Raw genomic sequence first — 19,788 nt, 5'->3', positions numbered from 1 at the left:
TATGTCATCCGCCCTACTTCAACCCCACCACGCCCGCCACGATCAGCCCGACCGAGACCAGCTTGATCACGCTCAGGCTTTCACCCAGCAGCGCGAAACCGAGAAACACCGTGCCCAGCGAACCGATGGCGGTCCAGATCGGGTACGCGATGCTCACCGGCAACTCGCGCATGGCCAGGGTCAGGAAATAGATCCCACCCACAGCGGCCACCACGGTGATCAGCGAAGGCCAGAGCCGGGTAAAGCCCTCGGCGTACTTCATGCCCATGGCGAAGGTGACTTCGAACCCGGCGGCGACCAGCAGAAACAGCCAGGCCATCTAGAACTCCCCGGCCAGCGCCAACAGACGCCGCTCAGCCTCGGCGGCAGAGATCTCAAAGCTACGCTCGGCGGACTCTTCACCCTCGGCAGCCACCACGGTGACGTCCGTGATGCCGATGAATCCGAGCACCGTGCGCAGCAGCGTGTCGGCATGGTTCATGGATTCCAGTTCGCCGCCCGGGCCAAAACCGAAGCCGCCACGGCTGGTGATGATCAAGGCCTTTTTACCCTGCACCAAGGGCTCGTACTGGGCCACGCCATTGTCCAGGGTGTGATCGAAGGTCACTCCCACCCGCACAATCTGATCGATCCAGGCCTTCAAGCCGCTGGGTACGCTGAAGTTGTGCATCGGCGTGGATATCAGCAACACATCGTGGCCAAGCAGTTCGCCAACCAGTTCGTCGCTGAGGGCCAGGTCAGCCTGCATCGACAGCGGCCGAGCGGCGGGCTCGGGGTAAAACGCGGCGGCCACGAATGCCTCGTTGACCGGAGGAATCAGTGCCCGACCGACTTCGCGCCGGGTCAACTGTGAATGTGGATGACGGGACTGCCAGGCCGACAGAAACACTTCGGCCAAACGCCGTGAGTGCGAACGGTCACCACGGGGGCTGGCGTGAACAGCAAGAATTCTACTCATCTGTCTCTCCTCAGGGCTAAACTCAAACGGCTTGTGGCTTGCAGATTGAAGCCCACCACCGTCCTTGTTCAAATGAGCAGAAATCAGTCTGGATGAATTCATTTCATCCATGGAGTGTTCAATGTTTGCCTCGTTGCCGTTGACCGCCCTGCGGGCCTTTGAATCCGCCTCGCGCTTGCTGAGCTTCAAGGCCGCCGCCGAAGAACTGTCCGTTACCCCGACGGCGGTGTCCCACCAGATCCGCTCCCTGGAGAGCTGGCTCGGCGTGCCGTTGTTCGAGCGCCTGCCACGCCAGGTGCGCCTGACCGAATGCGGTGAACGGCTGTTCCAGAGCCTGCACGGGGCTTTCCTCGAAGTGGCGCAAAGTGTCGATACCCTGCGCCCGCAACGCAGTGGCGCCAGCCTGACGGTCTCCACCACCGCCGCCTTCGCCGCCCTGTGGCTGGTGCCACGGCTGGGACGCTTCTACGCCCGGCACCCGAACATCAATGTGCGCCTCGATACCCACTGCGAAGTCATCGATCTGCATCAGGACGCCAGTGTCGATCTGGTGCTGCGCTACAGCCTTGATGATTACCCCAACCTGTACGGCCAGTGCCTGTTCGATGAGTCCTTTGGTGTCTATGGCTCGCCCGAACAAGTGGCCTTGGCGTCGAGTCGCACCCCCACACTGATCAGCGTTCGTTGGCACAACTCCAAGCTCTATGCCCACGGCTGGGAAGCCTGGTGCGCTCGCTCCGGCGAAACCTGGCTGAGCGACCAGCCCGCCGTGCGCGAATACGACGAAGAGCATTACGCCCTGCAAGCGGCAATTGCCGGGCAAGGCCTGGTGTTGGCAAGCAATATTCTTGTATCGGAAAGCGTGGCCGGTGGTCTGTTGTTGCCCTACCGGGGGGAAGTCCAGGTCGATGGCGCCGGCTATAGCGCGCTGTGCGTACCGGGGCGTGAGCGACATCCACCGGTTCGGGCTTTTTTTGCGTGGTTGCGTGAAGAGGCATTGTTGTCCGGGCATGCGCTGGCACCTGGGGTGAATGACTGACCGGCAGATATCCCGTTACCGAAAGCTACAGCGCCAACTGCGAAGCGGCGCTGCGCCTGCTCGGCGAATCGCCGGTCATCGAACTGATGACATGGCGGATATACTAAAAGACCTGTGGCAACCAACAAAGCCATATGGCAACTAGTTCACCACAATAACTTTATCGAAAGTTCAAAACACCAGCATCGAGTTACAAACACTCACTGGACTTGCCACACCACTTATTTATATTAAAACCACAGACAAGAAGTCTGCTTTAATCATAAAGGACTAGAACCATGCACATTGAACAACGACTTGAATTCCTGGATTCGCTGCCAACCCTGGAAGTACCCGCCACACCATCAATGCAACCTTTTTCCGTACACACTCCGATAGACCCCAATAAAGAAAGCGGCACTGTCGGCCCGGAAATGATGAACATCTATATGGCCGGTGTTTCGGAACAAAACCGCAAAGATGTCGACAACTGCAAGCTACTGGTACAAAACGCTGCAACTCAACGTTACGACCCAATCAAAGAGCTGCATCAATGGTACAAATATTACATCGACACACTGGCAACACTTGGCTGGGTCACTCAAGCCTCCCAGGTAAAAGACCAGACGATCAAGCGCAGCGGTCTAACCATGGACATCGTCGCCGCCTATGTTTTACAAGGACTGGTGGGGGCAAATGCTCCGAAATTGCTGGAGCTGGCATCCAAAGCTGTAGATGGTGTAAAAAACAACCAAGGCCTGATCGATATTTACAATCGGAAAGCCAATATTGGATCTGACGCCAAATTTGACATGTCCCCTGTATGGCAGACAAAGGAAGGCTCCCCGATGATGGTCCTGAACTGCAACACCCTCAATGTCCGCGAAAGCAGTAGAGGCGTTCTGTTCTGGAAATCCACCAGCCAGGAAACACGCATCAAGACAGCAGCGCAAGCTGTATACCTTAACCTTGGAGTGTATGACCAGGTGCGTGATGGGGTGCTCAGAAAACTCGGACAGGCAGCTAAAAGCGCTATTGACGACATTCCTGGCTTCCAATAAGTCCCGACGTTTCTGAATAAAAGGTTCGTAATTACTTTACGAACCTTCACAAACACAACTTAACGAGGTCACGGATGATTCAAAACAAATCAGAAGTTTATGTCGTCGATGGAAACATCACTATCTTCCTGGGCTCTCACGCAGAGACACTAAAGCAGGACATCTTGCATTCCAGCCTGCTCGCACATTTAGTAACTAGCTCCAGCGCGGCCCTCGACGACAGACTTAGCCCATACAGAAAATTTCTTGGCTCCATATTCTGGACAACTAAAAATAGCGGAAGCCAGATCCTGAAAAAACAACCGACGAGTCTTTTAACGCTCATAGAACTGGCGCTACAAGATTTCTTATCAGCGTCACAGAAAGCTCAAATATCGGAATGTCTCACCTCAATAAAGCGCCTGCCGGATCAATCCAACGCCACCGAAGCAATATTAAACAAATTGCAATTCAACAGTCCCAACACAAACAACTTGAATACTGAAAGCACTATCAACATCCATCCATTTCTAACCATTATCCTCGAAAACAAAACCATTATTTCCATTCAGATTTCGTTGAATGCCAGCCACCCTGTAAACATTTCTTTCCTTGACGAGCACCTGGACAAAGAAGACATACTCAGCGATCTTAAAATAAGCAAATGGACTGCTTACCTGGAGCAAGAAAAATACAACAGCATTCGCAAGACGGTTATAGACAAACTCGGCAGCAAGATAAAAACCGACTTGATTCAAGTTGAAGTTACGCAGCGATAGAAAATGACGTTACCGGTAATCCGCCCACCACGCTATTGGCAACCGATTGGCCAATAGCGTTAACCTGCGTCAATCCTCCATCGTCACTTGACGGTCTTCGGCGCCTTGCCCGCCTTCATCTGCTCCAGCAACGGCGCACACTGGTTCGCCTCGCCCCCACTCGGCGCCACCAACGCCAGCAATCCTGCCGCCGGTGCGGCGATCACGCCCAGCGCCACCATCCCGGCTCCGCGCAGCATCAACGGCACGGCCTTGACCCCGGCATCGGGCTTGATGAACTTGCCGCGCACATACAGCGGCGAGCGCAATGAAATCAGACGCCAGCCCTTGGATTCCGGGGTGATGGTCAGGTCCAATTGCTCCGTCGCCATGTTCGCCGTGCCATCGATGTAAACAATGGCGTTCTCGGTGTCGAACACAAACAAACGGGTACTCGCCAGGCCGGACTGGATGCCGAAGTCCGCGGCGGCGCAGTTGATCTTCACTTCCTTGTCACCAAAGATCTTGCCCACCACGTAGTTGCCGACGTTCAGGCCCGCCAGCTCCATCAGTTCGCGACTGATGGCGCCATCGTTGATCAGCATTTTCAGATTGCCATTGGCACTGCCCAGCAGTTTGGCCACCGAGTTGCCACGCCCGCTGATATCTGCATCGCCGTTGAGCTCACCGAAACTGGTTTTCATCGGCTCAAAACCGGGGAACAACTGCTTGAGCTTGAAGCCTCGCGCCGTGAGCCTGGCTTGGCCCTCAAGTGGATCGGTGCGGCCGTTCAGGCGAATCTGCGCATCCAGCTTGCCGCCGGCCACGCCGAAGCGCAGCGGTTCAAGGCTGAGCACGCCATCGGTGAGCACCAGATGGGTATAGAGGTCGTTGAACGGCAGTTTTTCGCTGTGCACGATGCGCTTGCCAGTGAATTCGACATCGGCGTCCATATCGCGCCAGCGATCGGTCTTGAACTCTTCGACCGGCAGCACTTTGTCCGCGGGTTGTTTACTGTCACCGCCCCGGGCCTTCTGTTCGGCGTTGGAGTCGGCACCGATCAGCGGCGCCAGGTCAGCGAACAGCAATTGATTGGACAACAGCGAGCCGCTGAGTTTTGGCCGTGGCTGGCTGGCCACGTAAGTCAGATTGCCGTGGATGTCGCTTTCGCCGATCTTGCCGTTGAATTCTTCATAGCGGAACACCGCGCCACCCGCCTCGTGCAACCTGGCGACCAGGTGGCCGTCGGTGGCATAGGGTGGTGTGTCCGGCAGGATCACGCCGGTCAGCGGATAGAGGTTGCCCAGGCTGATGCCGGCCAGTTTCAGGCGCAAGTCCAGGGCGCCGAGATTGAGCGGATCAGTCAAGGTGCCAGCCAGTTCGACGCTGGAATCGGCGATCTTCACCTGTGCCTGAAGCGGAAACGGCCGTGCCGCATCCTGCAACGCCAACAGCCCGCCAATCTTGCCCTGGCCCGCGAGTTTCTGACCGTGGTACTGGCCGTTGACCTTGAGCGCGAACGCATAATCCTGGGGTGACGAGCCCTTTTCCTGCGCGGTTTTCGCTGCTTTGTCGCCGACGATATCGCTGAACGGAATCGGTTTGCCCAGTGGATCGATCAGCACGTCGAGTTGAGTCTTCAGGCTTTGGTCGTCGAGGGTGACGTGGCCCTTGTCGAAGCCGATCGCACCGATATCCAATACCCAGCTCGAAGGCTCGGCGTTTGGGTCCTTCGGGTCGAATTTGAAGGTCCAGTTGGCGCGCCCGTCAGCCAGGCGTTGCAGTTGGGCATTGGGCTCGGTGAGATCGATACGCGGGATCACCACCCGCTGCGCCAGCAATGCCAGGGGTGAAATACGCAACTCCACCCGCTTGAGAGTGACCATCTGCGGTTGTTTCGACCAGTCAGGATTGCCCAGGCTCAAGTCTTCGGCCACCACATGAGGCCACGGTACCCAGGCGCGCCAGCCGCCTTCATCGGGCTCGGGCTGCCAGACAACCGACAGATTGCCGTTGATGGCAAAAGCGCGGTGCAGTTCTTCAGAAACTTTGGCGTTGAGCGGCGCTTTGATCCGGTTCCAGTCGAAGAACACGATGATCAGCACCAGTACCATCAACAAGGTAAGGAAAGTGGAAAGGGTCCAGACAAACGTCTTTTGAGTGCGCGTCATTGCACAGGGCTCCTGATACGACTGAGCGCCCCGACTGCGACGCACATGTGAAACGGTGAGCCGCAAACGGCTCGCCATGAAAACTACGACTGATAAAAACCCGGCAGGTTTAATCGGTAGACCGATTTCGCCGAATTCATCCAGTCCAATACTGACCAATCAGTCATTCAGCGTTACCGCCCCCGCACTTTTGCCTATCAAAGATGAGTCGAAAATACCCGTTTCGGTGCAAGACTACTCGCCGGAAACGCCCGGTTTAGAGGCTCCGCAGCAAACAATCAATTCCGTTGATTATTACCATTGCGTTTATGAACTTTCATATCGATTTATCGAGAGTAGCATTGCTCTCGTACCCACTTTTTCGCACCCCCGAGGAGCACAACGATCATGAAACGCCAACTACTGCTTAGCCTTACACTCTCGATGCTGGCCAGCACTGCTTTTGCCCTGCCAGCAGCCGACCAGGCTACCCCACAAGTGAAACAAGACCACTCAGTGTTCAGCCAGACCATCGCCGCCGATGGCGCCGACCGCACTCCACAAGGCCAGACCCTTGCCGAAGGCGGCAATGATCGCCTGAAAGAAAAAGGCCTGATCACTCAGGATGGCTCGGACCGTACTCCTCAGGGTCAAACCCTGGCTGCCGATGGTTCCGATCGTACCCCACAAGGCCAGACTCTTGCCGCTGACGGTTCCGATCGCACCCCACAAGGTCAAACCCTGGCTGCTGATGGTTCCGACCGTACCCCACAAGGCCAGACCCTTGCCGCCGACGGTTCGGATCGCACTCCACAAGGTCAAACCCTCGCTGAAGGCGGTGGTGACCGTGTGATCGAACGCAACAGCGCCGTGAGCTAAGCCCCATGGCCGCCCTGAAAAAAAGCCCAATCCCCGGATTGGGCTTTTGACTTTTCAGTGGTCCGCTTGATAAATGCCGCACCTCCCCGCTTGATCCCACCACAGTCGTTCGACGCCGGCAAAGCCGATTTGCTAGAGTGCGCCGCGTCCCTGTCCAGAAAACGCCCTTGCGATGCTGCCCCGCGCCGAACAGAAACAACAAACCCGTAATGCCCTGATGGACGCTGCCCGGCGCCTGATGGATGGCGGCCGAGGATTCGGCAGCCTGAGCCTGCGCGAAGTCGCGAAAACCGCCGGGATCGTACCGACCGGTTTCTATCGGCATTTTGCCGATATGGATGAATTGGGCCTGGTGCTGGTCAGCGAAGTAGGCCAGACATTCCGCGAAACCATTCGCCTGGTACGGCACAACGAGTTCGTGATGGGCGGCATCATCGATGCCTCGGTACGGATTTTTCTCGACGTGGTCAGCGCCAACCGTTCGCAGTTCCTGTTTCTCGCCCGCGAGCAGTACGGTGGTTCGCTGCCGGTGCGCCAGGCCATCGGCCGTTTGCGTGAAAACATCAGCTCGGACCTGGCGGCGGATTTGTCACTGATGCCAAAACTGCAGCATCTGGAGATCGCCGACCTCAGCGTCATGGCGGACCTGATCGTCAAGAGCGTGTTCGCCACCCTGCCGGACATCATCGATCCGCCAGCCGAGGCCTTGCCCGAGCACCTGACGCCCCAGGCGAAAATCACCCAGCAATTGCGCTTCATCTTTATCGGTCTGAAGCACTGGCAAGGACTCGGTAGCACCGAGTAACTTTCTGTGGATGAAATCCCTGTGGAAGCGAGCTTGCTCGCGATGAGGGCATGACATCCACCATCTATGTGACCGTTCCACCGCCATCGCGAGCAGGCTCGCTCCCACATTGAACCTCGCCGCTTCAACTTGGTGCGCAAATCAAAAACAACGCACCAACTTCATCCAAAAGCTCCATCCCCTCGCAACTTATCCGACCCATCCCACAGCCATTTCCTACATGTCACGTGGATTGGCAAGCCCCTTGCTCTAGCCTGAGCATTGTCCACTGCTGGAAGCCTTCCGATGCTGGTGATTCATCGCAGAATCGACCCTCAACCCGTTTGGGCCGCCGAGCTGCACCTGACGTTCGAAGCCCGCAGCAAAAGCCGTTTGCGCTGCTTCAGTGCCGAAGGCGAAGACGTCGGGTTGTTTTTGGAGCGCGGCCAGCCGCCGTTGCATGACGGCGAATGCCTGCAAGCCGAAGACGGGCGAATCGTGCGTGTCTGCGCCCGCCCCGAACAATTGCTGCACGTCACCTGCGCCAACGCCTTCGAATTGACCCGCGCGGCCTATCACCTGGGCAATCGCCATGTCGCCCTGCAAGTCGGCGACGGCTGGTTGCGCCTGCTCGACGATTACGTGCTCAAGGCCATGCTCGAACAACTCGGTGCCGTTGCCGTGAACATCGAGGCGCCGTTCCAGCCGGAACATGGCGCCTACGGCGGTGGTCATCATCATTCGCGCCACGGCGATGAAGACTTCAACTACGCGCCGAAACTGCACCAGTTCGGCGTACGCACATGAACCCGGCCTGGGCGCTGCTGCGCCTGGCCAGTCCGCAATTGCCGATTGGCGGCTACAGCTACTCCCAAGGGCTGGAAATGGCTGTGGATAACGGCCGTGTTCACGACCCCGCCAGCGCCCGGCGCTGGATCAGCGATCAGTTGTTGCTGAACCTGGCACGCTTTGAAGCACCCTTGCTGCTCGCCCATTGCGTGGCCGCCAGCGAGGAAAACTGGAACGAATTGCTGCAGGTCTGCGAAGCGCATCGCGCCAGTCGCGAAACCCGCGAACTGCATCAGGAGAGCCGGCAGATGGGCTACTCGCTGCAGCAATTGCTCAATGGTTTGCCGGAACTCGACGCGCCCGCCCGTACCTTCCTCGAACAACGCAGCGAGCCACATCTGGCCCTGGGTTGGGCGTTGGCCGCGCGCGCCTGGCAGATCAGTCCGCAGGACGCTCTTGCCGCGTGGCTCTGGAGCTGGCTGGAAAATCAATTAGCGGTGCTGATGAAAACCCTGCCCCTGGGTCAGCAAGCCGCCCAACGCCTGACCAGCGAACTGCTGCCGCTGCTTCAACAAGCTCAACACAACGCCACCCGAATCGACCCCGATCATTACGGCAGTGCCGCTTTCGGCCTGTCCCTGGCGTGTATGGCCCACGAGCGCCAGTACAGCCGTCTGTTCCGTTCCTAGGGTCTGTTATTTTGGAGAATCACATGAACACACAACCCCTGCGCGTCGGCATCGGCGGCCCGGTCGGTTCCGGCAAAACCGCCCTGACCCTGGCCCTGTGCCTGGCCCTGCGCGAGCGTTACAACCTGGCCGTCGTGACCAACGACATCTATACCCGCGAAGACGCCGACTTTCTGGTGCGTAACGAAGCCCTGGCGCCGGAACGCATCATCGGCGTGGAAACCGGTGGCTGCCCGCACACGGCCATCCGCGAAGACGCCTCGATCAACCTCGAAGCCGTGGATCAACTCAACCGACGCTTTCCGGGGCTGAACCTGATTCTCGTGGAGTCCGGTGGCGACAACCTCTCCGCCACCTTCAGCCCGGAATTGTCGGACCTGACGATCTACGTGATCGACGTCTCGGCCGGCGACAAGTTGCCGCGCAAGGGCGGGCCGGGGATCTGCAAATCCGACCTGCTGGTGATCAACAAGATCGACCTCGCGCCGCTGGTCGGCGCCTCGCTGGAGATGATGAACAGCGACACCCAGCGCATGCGCAACGGCAAACCGTTCGTGTTCAGCAATCAGAAAACCGGCCTGGGTCTGGAAGAGATCATCGCCTTCATCGAACGCCAGGGTTTGCTGACCGCGGCCTGATCACGACTTCAACAAGGAAGCTTATCCATGACACTCAAACGCATTCTCGGCGCTCTGGCCCTGCTGCTGACTCCGGCCCTCGCCTTCGCCCATCCGGGGCACGACGACAACGGTTTGATCGCCGGTATCGGCCATCCGCTTGGCGGCCTCGATCACTTACTGGCGATGCTCGCGGTCGGTCTGTGGGCGGCACAGCAGCAAGGTGCTGCGCGTTTGGCGCTGCCGTGCACCTTTGTCGGCAGCATGTTCATTGGCGGGCTGTTGGGTTTTGAAGGATTGAACCTGCCGGCACTGGAGAGCGGGATTGCCGCTTCCGTGTTGGCCTTGGGGCTGGCGGTTGCCCTGGCAGTGCGTCCACCGTTGGTGATGGCGTTGGGTGCGACGGCGTTGTTTGCACTGTTTCATGGCGTCGCGCACGGGCTGGAACTGCCGGACATGTCGAGTCCCTGGACCTACGCCGCAGGCTTTGTCGCGGCGACGGCGGCGTTGCACGCGGCGGGTTATGCGCTGGTGCGGGTGTTGCCGCAGGCCGCAGCGCCTTTGGTGCGACTGGCGGGCGCGGCTTCGGCGGCAACCGGGGTGTGGTTGCTGGCGGGTTGATTTTTTGTTGCCTGTGATGACCCCTTCGCGAGCAGGCTCGCTCCCACATGGGGCCTGTGCGCACAGCTCCATTGTGGGAGCGAGCTTGCCCGCGAAGGCGGCCTGACAGACACAGCCTCTCTCAGGTCAGCCTCTCTGCTAACATGTCGCGCAATCGCCCCTGCCGTGACGACGCCAGCCAATGCCGCCTGTTTCCCGTTCTGCCTCCCAGCTTGAATTGACCGCCCTGTTCGCCTCGGTGCAACAGCACTTCCTGAACGTCATCGTGCCGCTTTGGCAAGGTCCGGGCTGGAACGCCGACATGGCGTTGCCCTACGAGGCGCTGGATGCCGAACACCGACCGCTGCCACCACAACGCTACCGGGCCATGGCCTGTGCGCGGCAGTTGTATCTGTTTGCCAGCCTGATCGGTCAGGTGCCGGGTGCCGAAGAACGTGCCGCTGCATTGTTCCGCTCGTTGCAGCGGCACTTCCACGATGCCGAGCACGGCGGCTGGTTCTACAGCGTCGATGCACAAGGTGCGCCGCTGGATCAGCGCAAGGACCTCTACACCCACGCCTTCATCCTGTTCGCCTGCGCCCATTACTGGGACAAGGTCCGCGAACCGCTGGTGGAGTCGGTGCTCAACGCCTCGCTGGAAGTGATTGCGCAGCGTTTCGCCACGGACGACGGTCTGTACGAAGCCACGCTCGACCGCGGCTGGGCATCGCTGGACAGCGGCCCTTTGCAAAACCCGCTGATGCACCTGGCCGAAGCTTTCCTCGCCACTCTGTCGGTGCGCGAAGACCTCGACGTGCAACAGGCGCTCGTCGGGTTATGCACAGCCATGCACGCGCGCTTCATCGATCCGCAGCACGGCGTGTTGATGGAAAAGCCGCTGGGGTCTGTGGATAACTGGTTTGAACCGGGGCACCAGTTCGAGTGGTATTTCCTGCTGGAATCCTCGCCGCTGTTGCGCAATTCGACGCTGCATGCCGATCTGGAACGGGCCTTCGCCTTTACCGAGCAAGTGGGCGTCGATCAGCAGACGGGTGCCGTGCGGGCGATGCTCGACTTTGCAGCGGATGGCGGCGTCCGGGACGCCACGCAGCGTATCTGGGCCCAGGCCGAGTACCTGCGCGCATTGACGCTGCGTCCGGATAACGAGGCCGTCGTGCTGCGTCAATTACAAGCATTGCAGCAGCGCTCGCTGCATACCGGCGGCTGGCACGAATGCCGTGACGAGCACGGTGAAGTCAGCCGCCGCGACATGCCGTCGACCACGCCTTATCACCTGGCGACCTGCTATCGCGGGTTGGCGCAATATCTCGCCACAAGGTGAAATCCAATCACTCAGTCCACTTGCGATCCCCGGTAAAGCTGATGGTCAGCCATCGCGCGGCATCCGGCTTACCGAGTTTCGCGGAAATCTCCTCGCGCAAACTGTCCAGTTGCCCCACACCGTCCAGCCAGTAATCCTTCGGCAATACGATGTGAATCTCGATAAAACAGGCCCTGCCGTGTTTCTGCACGTAGGAAATGTAATCGTCGAAACCATGCTCGACCTTCGCCACCTCCATCACCTGACGCACCTTGTCGTCCAGTTGATCAGGAACGATCCCCAACACATCGCGCAAGGCCGGCCCGAGAATTTTGAACGCTGGGGGGAGCATGCCCAGGGCCAGCAGGATCAGGATCATCGGGTCGACATACACCGCCCACTTGTCGTAACCCTGAGTCTTGAGCAACAGCGCGATGAGGAAACTCACCAGCAGTCCCGCCGACAGCATCGCGTCCACCAGCCAACTGATGTTGTCGAACTGGATCAGCGATGATTTGAGTGTGCGATTGCGATGGCGGACGTAGAAGAAGTAAATGAGCTCAACGACGGTGAACACCGCCGCGTAGAGGATCACCAGACCGAGTTCGACCTCGCGGCCTCCATTGATGATGCCGAACACACCATTGAGAAACGCATAAACGGCCACCAGGAATATGAAACAACCTTCGATCACCAGCACCATGGGCTCCAGGTGCCAGGAGCCGAACTGGAAGCGCTGATTGCTTTCCTTGGCGATCAGCCGGGCGGTGATCAGCATCAGCACCTTGATAAAGGCCGCGATCAACGAAAAAAAGCCATCGAACAGGATGGATTGAGCGCCCGAAACAAACCCGGTGATGATCCCGGCGAATGTCACGGCGAGCATCAGGAAGGTCGATTGTTTGAGCAGCGACTGCTCGCCTCGATTACTCACTTGATCTCCTCTAAAACCTCTAGACCGCCGGGTGTGACGGGCTGCTTGAGGGAGGAGTCTAGCTGAAGCTTTGTGTCGCCTGAGTCGGCCCCTTCGCGAGCAGGCTCGCTCCCACAGGTTCAATGCGATCCATGTGGGAGCGAACCTGCTCGCGATTGGCCGTTACGCGGTCTTAAGACTTACGCTCGATCGCAAACCCGGCCCATGTCTGGCTCACCGGCATCAGCTCCAGGCTGTTGATGTTGATGTGCGCAGGCGCATTGAGCACCCAGAAAATGGTCTCGGCGATGTCCTGCGGCTGAATCGGCTCGGCACCGGCGTAAGTGGCGTTGTAGCGCTCCTGGTCACCGGCAAAACGCACCAGCGAGAACTCGCTCTCGCACAGGCCCGGCTCGATGTTACTGACCCGTACGCCCGTGCCTTGCAGGTCGCAACGCAGGTTCAGGGAGAACTGTTTGACGAACGCCTTGGTCGCGCCATACACGTGGCTGCCCGGGTACGGGTAGTTGCCGGCGATGGACCCCAGGTTGACGATACCGGCACCACGACCGTGGGCAATCAGGCGCGGCAACAGCAGACGGGTGCTGTACATCAGGCCTTTGACGTTGGTATCGACCATGGTGTCCCAGTCGTCGAGGTCGCACTTGGGCGCCGGATCAACCCCCAGGGCCAGCCCGGCGTTGTTGATCAACCCGCGCAGTTTGGCAAAGGATGGCGGCAGATTGGCAATCGCCTCCTCCATGGCCTTGCGATCACGCACATCGAGCACCATGCCATGGACTTCGGTCTGCTTCGACAGCTCGGCGCACAACGCATTGAGGCGCTCTTCACGACGGCCAGTCAGCACCAGTTTCCAGCCGGCCTCGGCAAAACGACGGGCACAGGCTTCACCAAAACCGGAGGTCGCGCCGGTAATAAACAGGGTGTTGGACATCGTGTTCTCCTTGCTTCGGCTGATCGCCAGCCATTGGAATAGAAAATCAGCAGGCAGCATGCCCGGCCTTGTTCACAGCGGCAACCACCGTTCAATCTGTTCAAAAAACGCTCAATCCCGGCAAACCCTTGACCAGCGTGGCCTACAGCCATGTGCGCGCACGTTATCCACAGGCCGGTCCACAGTCTTTGGGGGCAAGTGGAAAAGCTGCAAGCCGCTATCCACAAGGCTTTGCGCGGGGTTTTGAAACTTTTTTGCTTGACCCTCAACCGCCTACTGTGTAGCCCTTGGCCATTTTCATGACTGACGGGTCAAACCGACGATGGCGCCAAGCCAGTAACCACGGCCTTCAGCCGAGTCTTTCCAGAGTTTAATCACAGACTTATCCACAGGCTTGCCCACGTCGTTTCCATGCATTTTCATCCCGAACAAAAAGGTTGACAAAGCGGCTTGCAAGCTGCGCAAAAACACCTGATCAAAAAACAACCGCACCTCTGCAAGCCACGGTTTAAAAGGCCTACAGCCAGCTACTCCCACGTTATTCACAGCCGGTTCCACAGCAAACGGGGACAAGTCAAAACCGTGACAAAACAACTATTTGCAGCGGCTTTATGTCGCGCTTTACGAGCTTGGGAATATTGTTTTCCACAATTCCCACCGCCCCCCCTGTAGGAGCGAGCCTGCTCGCGATGGACATCAACGATAACGCGAACATTCTGGATAAATGCGTTGTCCTGGGGATCTTCGCGAGCAGGCTCGCTCCTACAGGGGATTGGCGGTGGATTGGAGATGTAAAAAAGCCCCGGCGATTGCGCGCCGGGGCTGTGCATGACAAAGCAGACTCAGTGCCCGCCGAGATAGGCGTTACGCACATCCTCGTTGACCAACAATTCCTTGCCGGTGCCGGTCATGCGGATTTCACCGTTGACCATCACATACGCCCTGTCCGACAACCGTAGGGCGTGGTTGGCGTTCTGCTCCACCAGGAAGATGGTCATGCCGGTCTTGGCCAGTTCCCGCAGGGTGGCGAAGATCTGCTTCACCACGATCGGTGCCAGGCCCAGGCTCGGCTCATCGAGCAGCAACAACTTTGGCCGGCTCATCAGGGCCCGGGCGATGGCGAGCATTTGCTGTTCGCCACCGGACATGGTCATCGCCCGTTGGGTACGCCGCTCTTCGAGCCGAGGGAACAGCTCGAACATGCGCTGCATGTCCTCCTTGGCGTACTTGTCACCGATAGGGATGGTGCCCATCAGCAGGTTCTCCTCGACGGTCATGTCGGGGAACACCCGTCGCCCTTCCGGCGATTGCGCGATGCCGTTGGAGGCGATGTAGTGGGACGACTTGTGGGTAATGTCCACACCCTGATAAAGGATCTGCCCGTCGGCTGCCCTTGGCTGGCCGAAGATCGACATCAGCAGGGTCGACTTGCCGGCGCCGTTGGAGCCGATCAGGCTGACGGTTTCGCCTTCGTTGATGTGCAGCGAGACGCCTTTAAGGGCCTGGATCGGGCCGTAAAACACGTCCAGATCCTTGAGTTCGAGGATGGGTTTACTCATACCACCTCCTCTTCTTCGGCGCCCAGGTACGCGGCAATCACTTTCGGGTCGTTGCGGATGTCGTCGGGACCACCCTCGGCAATGACGATGCCGTGGTCCAGCACCACGATGTGGTCGGAAATACTCATAACCATGCCCATGTCGTGTTCGATCAGCACCACGGTCAGATCGTGCTCGTCGCGCAGCAGCCGGATCATCGCGCTCAGCGCTTCGGTTTCCTGAGGGTTGAGGCCGGCGGCCGGTTCGTCGAGGCAGATGATCTGCGGACGGGTGCACATGGCCCGGGCGATTTCCAGGCGGCGTTGCTGGCCGTAGGACAGCTCACCGGCCAATCGGTTGGCGCAGTCCACCAGGTCCACCACTTCCAGCCAGTAGAACGCGTGGTCCAGCGCATCGCTTTCGGCCTTGCGATAGCCCTTGGTGTTGAGGATACCGGCCAGCATGCTACGGTTGACCCACATGTGCTGGGCCACCAGCAGGTTTTCCAGCACGGACATTTCCTTGAACAAACGAATGTTCTGGAACGTACGCGCCAGGCCTGCACGGTTCACCAGGTGGGTGCCGCCGAATGCCTTGTAGAACAGCCGACTGGCGAAGGATTTCGGCGAAACGAAATCCGTTGGTTTGAACGACTCGCCCAGCAATTTGATGACGTTGGTCTGTTGCCCACGGATGTTGAGTTCGATCTTGCCGCCGGAGGCCTTGTAGAACCCGGTCAGGCAGTTGAACACCGTGGTCTTGCCGGCGCCGTTGGGGCCGATCAAAGCGAAGATCGAGTTGCGGTGCACTTTCAGGCTGACATCGCTCAACGCCTTGATGCCGCCGAAGTGCATCATCAGCTTTTCGACACTGAGTACGACTTCGCTCATGGCGCTACTCCTTTACGCGGGGTCACACCGGTACGGCTGATCCGAATCAGGCCGCGCGGTCGCCAGATCATCATCAACACCATCAGGATGCCGAACAGCAGCACGCGATACTCGGCAAAACCACGCAGCAGCTCAGGGGCGACGGTCAGCACGAAGGCTGCGATCACCACGCCTATGGTCGAACCCATGCCCCCCAGTACCACGATGGCGAGGATCAGCGCCGATTCGAAGAAAGTGAACGAGGTCGGGTTGACGAAGCCCTGGTAGGTGGCGAAAAACACCCCGGCCAGACCGGCCGTCGAGGCACCGATGGTAAATGCCGAGAGCTTGACCAGTACGTGGTTCAGGCCCATGGAGCGGCAGGCGATTTCGTCTTCGCGCAGAGCTTCCCAGGCACGGCCGACCGGCATGCGGGTCAGGCGATGCTTGATGTGCAGCACGGCCAGGACCACCAGGAACAACACGGCGTAGATGAAGTAGTACTTCACGTCAGGGTTGTAGGCGATGCCGAAAAACTCATGGAACGGCACTCCGCCCTCTTTCGCCCTTTTTCCGAACTCGATGCCGAAGAAGGTTGGCAACGGCGCTGCCATGCCATTCGGGCCGCCGGTCAGGGACAGCCAGTTATTGAGGATCAAGCGAATGATTTCACCGAAGCCCAGGGTCACGATCGCCAGGTAGTCACCGTGCAGGCGCAGCACCGGGAAACCGAGGATGCAACCGGCCAGACCGGCCGTGATCGCCGCCAGCGGCAACACCGTCCAGAAACCCAGCCCGAGGTATTGATAACCGAGCGCCAGGCCGTAGGCGCCGATGGCGTAGAACGCCACGTAACCGAGGTCGAGCAGGCCGGCCAGGCCGACCACGATGTTCAGCCCCAGTCCCAGCAGCACGTAGATCAGCCCGAGGATGACCACGCCCAGCAGGTAGGAGTTGGAGAAAAACGGGAACACCACGGCGATGACGATCATCAGCGGGATGATCCAGCGCAACCGCGACTTGTAGTCCGGCGCCAGCACATGCACCCCGGAGCCTGTCGTTTCAAAGCCCTCGAGGATTCTCAGGCCCTTGGCTGTCTGCAGGAACAGGCTCAGGGCAAAGCGCCCGGCCATGACGATCGCCACGATCCACGCCACCCGAGTGGTTTCCAGGTTGAAGCCATAGCCATCGAGAACGACGCCGACAATCGGCCCGAACACAATCAGGGCAATGAGGCCGGCAAGAATCGCGTCAACCAGACTTTTTTTGATATCAATGGTTTTTTTAGTGGTTGAAGACATCGCTTACACCTTCGACACAAGAGGACGGCCGAGCAGGCCTTGAGGCCGAAAGACCAGAACGAGGACCAGCAGCGAGAAGCTGAAAACGTCTTTGTAGTCCGAGTTCACCAGACCGGAAAACAGCGACTCGGAAATCCCCAGAATGATCCCGCCGAGCATCGCGCCGGGCAGCGAGCCAATCCCGCCGAGCACCGCGGCGGTGAACGCCTTGATCCCGATGATGAAGCCGGCATAGAAGTCGAATGTGCCGTAGTTCATGGTGATCAGCACGCCGGCCAGGGCCGCCATCGCTGCACCAATGATGAACACGTAGGAAATCACCCGATCGGTGTTGATCCCCAGGATCGAAGCCATCTTGCGGTCTTGCTGGGTTGCACGGCACATGCGGCCGAGCTTGGTGTACTTGATGATGTAGGTCAGCGCGGCCATCCCGACGAACGCTGCGACCAGAATGAAGACCTTGGTGTAGGTCAACTGAACGAAACCGGTACCGATATCAACGCGCCAGGCACCCGAGAGCAGAGTTGGAACGCCTTGTTGCTTCGCGCCCTGGGAGATCTGTGCGTAGTTTTGCAGGATCAGGGAGATACCGATCGCACTGATCAGCGGTGCGAGTCGGGTGGAGTTGCGCAGTGGTTTGTAAGCGACACGCTCGATGACCCAGCCATACACCGCCGTGACGACGATGGTGAAGATCAGTGTGCCAAGCATCAGCAGCGGGAAAGATTCGATACCGAAGTAAGCCAGCAGAGCCAGACTGATTGCCGCGAGGTAAGCGGAAATCATGTAAACCTCGCCGTGGGCGAAGTTGATCATGCCGATGATGCCATAGACCATTGTGTAGCCGATGGCGATCAGGCCATAGACCGACCCGAGGGTCAGGCCGTTGACCAGTTGCTGCAGGAAAATACCATCCATAACGCAATCTCACGCAATGAGAACCTGCACATGTGGCTGTGCGGTTCTTCTAAGGAAAATACAGATTTACGTCGGAGCAATGTCAGCCACGATCAGCCGACACACCACCGCTCTCTGTAGGAGCGAGCCTGCTCGCGATAGCGGTTTAACATTCAACGAATGAGTTGCCTGTCAGTCCGTCATCGCGAGCAGGCTCGCTCCTACAGGGGAACTGTGGAGTCAGCCGATCGAGTCAGCCCTTACTTCTGTTTTTCCAGCTGGTGGTATTTGCCATCCTTGTCCCACTGGTAAACCACGTAGTCGGAGATTTTCAGGTCACCCTTGCTGTCCCAGGTCTTCTCGCCCATGACGGTCTTGACCGGGTTCTTCTTCAGCCATGCAGCCGCTTCTTCGCCCTTGTTGGACTTGGCGCCGTTGAAGGCTGCTGCCAGGGTCTGGACCGAAGCGTAGGCGTACAGGGTGTAGCCTTCAGGCTCGGTACCGGCCTTGCGGAAGGCGTCTACCACGGTCTTGCTGTCGGGCAGCAGGCGTGGGTCGGCGCCGAAGGTCATCAGCACGCCGTCAACGAATTGCGGACCGCCAGCGGTGGTCACCAGTTCGTCGGTCACGATGCCGTCGTCGGACATGAACTTGACGTCTTTCAGGCCTTGTTCACGCAGTTGACGCACCAGAGGACCGGCTTCCGGGTGCAGACCACCGAAGTAGACGACGTCAGCGCCGGCGCCGCGGATCTTGGTCACGATGGTGCTGAAGTCTTTCTCGCCACGGGTCAGGCCTTCATACAGCACAGGCGTTACGCCGCGCTTGACCAGTTGAGCCTTGGTGGCATCCGCCAGGCCCTGGCCGTAGGTGTCCTTGTCGTGCAGCACGACAACCTTTTTGCCCTTGAGCACGTCGACGATGTAGTCGCCGGCCACGATGCCTTGCTGGTCGTCACGCCCGCACATACGGAACATGGCGCTCAGGCCACGCTCGGTCACGGCCGGGTTGGTGGAGCCCGGGGTGATGGCGATGATGCCCGCTTCGTCGTAGATCTCGGAGGCCGGGATGGTCGACGAGGAGCAGAAGTGACCGACCACGCCGGCGACTTTCTGGTTGGTCAGGTCTTTGGCGACCGTCACAGCCTGTTTCGGTTCGCAGGCGTCATCGCCCTTGACCAGTACGATTTTTTCCCCGTTAACCCCGCCCGCCGCGTTGACCGCATCGGCCGCCGCTTGTGCACCCTTCATGTACTGTTCGCCAAATGCCGCGTTGGCACCTGTCATTGGTCCCGCTACGCCGATCTTGATGTCAGCCTGAGCAAACGCAGAAACACCCAGCGCAGTTGCCACTGCGAGGGCCAGAAAGCCTTTCTTGTAAAACGTCTGGGACATGAGGTGATGCTCCTTGGTTTTTTTAATTGGCACTACAACTTCACTGAATGCTCAGAGCAAGGGCCGTGCCATCGGTTTTTTATTCTGAAAAAAGTCGCTGCTTTCTTGTTATTTCGACTGTTTCGATCCCATTTTCATTGGGCGTGCAACCGTCTAGACCGCGGAAGGTAAAACCATTATTTTTTTGAGGCGCAACCCGCCTGCGCCATCATTGCAACCGCAGCTTTAAACGACGTGCAACCAGCCTGTAACAACGTGCGTCACCGAAGTGCACACTGCTGGTGCGGGACTGCTACAACCCGCACCACTACAGGCTAG

Annotated in this window: 21 protein-coding genes; 10 read left to right on the top strand and 11 right to left on the bottom strand. The window is 58.7% G+C overall.

What is annotated here, in order from left to right:
- Positions 1-13 precede the first annotated feature (13 nt).
- Together AC3ITA_RS02760 and AC3ITA_RS02755 are read right to left on the bottom strand one after the other, a co-directional pair.
- On the bottom strand, positions 14-319 hold the full coding sequence (locus AC3ITA_RS02760) for a DMT family transporter (RefSeq protein ID WP_056725381.1): 306 nt from the start codon (positions 317-319) through the stop codon (positions 14-16).
- Entirely contained in the window at positions 320-958 is a 639-nt protein-coding gene (locus AC3ITA_RS02755) for an FMN-dependent NADH-azoreductase (RefSeq protein ID WP_489279355.1), read from the bottom strand.
- Between the two features lie 109 nt (positions 959-1,067).
- Between AC3ITA_RS02755 and AC3ITA_RS02750 the strand changes: the two genes are divergently transcribed.
- From AC3ITA_RS02750 to AC3ITA_RS02740, 3 genes are all read left to right on the top strand, one after another.
- Positions 1,068-1,997 (top strand): LysR substrate-binding domain-containing protein, encoded by a 930-nt coding sequence (locus AC3ITA_RS02750; RefSeq protein ID WP_191628397.1) that lies wholly within the window; start codon positions 1,068-1,070, stop codon positions 1,995-1,997.
- Positions 1,998-2,275: 278 nt separating this feature from the next.
- Positions 2,276-3,037, top strand: a complete 762-nt coding sequence (locus tag AC3ITA_RS02745; protein WP_095944760.1) for a hypothetical protein — start codon at positions 2,276-2,278, stop codon at positions 3,035-3,037.
- Positions 3,038-3,111: 74 nt separating this feature from the next.
- Entirely contained in the window at positions 3,112-3,795 is a 684-nt protein-coding gene (locus AC3ITA_RS02740) for a hypothetical protein (RefSeq protein ID WP_150673194.1), read from the top strand.
- Positions 3,796-3,878: 83 nt separating this feature from the next.
- On the opposite strand, the gene AC3ITA_RS02735 is transcribed toward AC3ITA_RS02740, so the two are convergent.
- On the bottom strand, positions 3,879-5,945 hold the full coding sequence (locus AC3ITA_RS02735) for an AsmA family protein (protein ID WP_095944758.1): 2,067 nt from the start codon (positions 5,943-5,945) through the stop codon (positions 3,879-3,881).
- Positions 5,946-6,332: 387 nt separating this feature from the next.
- Here AC3ITA_RS02735 and AC3ITA_RS02730 point away from each other — a divergent pair, with 387 nt between their 5' ends.
- From AC3ITA_RS02730 to AC3ITA_RS02700, 7 genes are all read left to right on the top strand, one after another.
- Entirely contained in the window at positions 6,333-6,803 is a 471-nt protein-coding gene (locus tag AC3ITA_RS02730; protein ID WP_095945432.1) for a hypothetical protein, read from the top strand.
- Between the two features lie 172 nt (positions 6,804-6,975).
- The gene (locus tag AC3ITA_RS02725; protein ID WP_095945433.1) at positions 6,976-7,608 is read left to right on the top strand and encodes a TetR family transcriptional regulator; all 633 of its coding nucleotides are present in this window, start codon (positions 6,976-6,978) and stop codon (positions 7,606-7,608) included.
- A gap of 285 nt (positions 7,609-7,893) precedes the next feature.
- The gene (gene ureE, locus AC3ITA_RS02720; RefSeq protein ID WP_150673196.1) at positions 7,894-8,394 is read left to right on the top strand and encodes an urease accessory protein UreE; all 501 of its coding nucleotides are present in this window, start codon (positions 7,894-7,896) and stop codon (positions 8,392-8,394) included.
- Positions 8,391-9,065, top strand: a complete 675-nt coding sequence (locus AC3ITA_RS02715; protein ID WP_489279352.1) for an urease accessory protein UreF — start codon at positions 8,391-8,393, stop codon at positions 9,063-9,065. Before ureE ends, AC3ITA_RS02715 begins: the two co-directional genes overlap by 4 nt.
- A 23-nt stretch (positions 9,066-9,088) precedes the next feature.
- On the top strand, positions 9,089-9,703 hold the full coding sequence (gene ureG, locus AC3ITA_RS02710) for an urease accessory protein UreG (RefSeq protein ID WP_489279350.1): 615 nt from the start codon (positions 9,089-9,091) through the stop codon (positions 9,701-9,703).
- Positions 9,704-9,730: 27 nt separating this feature from the next.
- Positions 9,731-10,303 (top strand): HupE/UreJ family protein, encoded by a 573-nt coding sequence (locus AC3ITA_RS02705; RefSeq protein WP_489279348.1) that lies wholly within the window; start codon positions 9,731-9,733, stop codon positions 10,301-10,303.
- A gap of 181 nt (positions 10,304-10,484) precedes the next feature.
- Positions 10,485-11,624 carry an AGE family epimerase/isomerase gene (locus AC3ITA_RS02700; RefSeq protein WP_150673199.1) on the top strand — a complete coding sequence of 380 codons (1,140 nt, stop codon included), beginning with the start codon at positions 10,485-10,487 and terminating at the stop codon, positions 11,622-11,624.
- A 7-nt stretch (positions 11,625-11,631) separates the two neighbouring features.
- On the opposite strand, the gene AC3ITA_RS02695 is transcribed toward AC3ITA_RS02700, so the two are convergent.
- The 8 genes from AC3ITA_RS02695 to AC3ITA_RS02660 all read right to left on the bottom strand — a co-directional run bounded on the left by AC3ITA_RS02695 (position 11,632) and on the right by AC3ITA_RS02660 (position 19,470).
- Positions 11,632-12,537 carry a cation diffusion facilitator family transporter gene (locus AC3ITA_RS02695; RefSeq protein ID WP_095945438.1) on the bottom strand — a complete coding sequence of 302 codons (906 nt, stop codon included), beginning with the start codon at positions 12,535-12,537 and terminating at the stop codon, positions 11,632-11,634.
- Between the two features lie 172 nt (positions 12,538-12,709).
- Positions 12,710-13,471 carry an SDR family oxidoreductase gene (locus AC3ITA_RS02690; protein ID WP_095945439.1) on the bottom strand — a complete coding sequence of 254 codons (762 nt, stop codon included), beginning with the start codon at positions 13,469-13,471 and terminating at the stop codon, positions 12,710-12,712.
- A 297-nt stretch (positions 13,472-13,768) separates the two neighbouring features.
- Positions 13,769-14,017 carry a hypothetical protein gene (locus AC3ITA_RS02685; RefSeq protein ID WP_095945440.1) on the bottom strand — a complete coding sequence of 83 codons (249 nt, stop codon included), beginning with the start codon at positions 14,015-14,017 and terminating at the stop codon, positions 13,769-13,771.
- 296 nt (positions 14,018-14,313) lie between these two features.
- The gene (locus AC3ITA_RS02680) at positions 14,314-15,030 is read right to left on the bottom strand and encodes an ABC transporter ATP-binding protein (RefSeq protein ID WP_007979701.1); all 717 of its coding nucleotides are present in this window, start codon (positions 15,028-15,030) and stop codon (positions 14,314-14,316) included.
- Positions 15,027-15,899, bottom strand: coding sequence for an ABC transporter ATP-binding protein (locus AC3ITA_RS02675; protein ID WP_095945441.1), 873 nt, complete (start codon positions 15,897-15,899; stop codon positions 15,027-15,029). Before AC3ITA_RS02675 ends, AC3ITA_RS02680 begins: the two co-directional genes overlap by 4 nt.
- Positions 15,896-17,179, bottom strand: coding sequence for a high-affinity branched-chain amino acid ABC transporter permease LivM (livM, locus tag AC3ITA_RS02670; protein WP_095945442.1), 1,284 nt, complete (start codon positions 17,177-17,179; stop codon positions 15,896-15,898). The genes AC3ITA_RS02675 and livM overlap by 4 nt, the downstream gene beginning before the upstream one ends.
- Before the next feature lie 3 nt (positions 17,180-17,182).
- Positions 17,183-18,097, bottom strand: a complete 915-nt coding sequence (locus AC3ITA_RS02665) for an ABC transporter permease subunit (RefSeq protein ID WP_008048116.1) — start codon at positions 18,095-18,097, stop codon at positions 17,183-17,185.
- Positions 18,098-18,336: 239 nt separating this feature from the next.
- Positions 18,337-19,470: an ABC transporter substrate-binding protein gene (locus tag AC3ITA_RS02660; RefSeq protein ID WP_008048115.1), complete on the bottom strand. Its 1,134-nt coding sequence runs from the start codon at positions 19,468-19,470 to the stop codon at positions 18,337-18,339.
- Positions 19,471-19,788 lie beyond the last annotated feature (318 nt).

The organism is Pseudomonas sp. GL_090 (assembly GCF_057837765.1).
The sequence above is the reverse complement of the archived record's forward strand: the minus strand, read 5'-3'. Positions and strand labels throughout refer to the sequence as shown.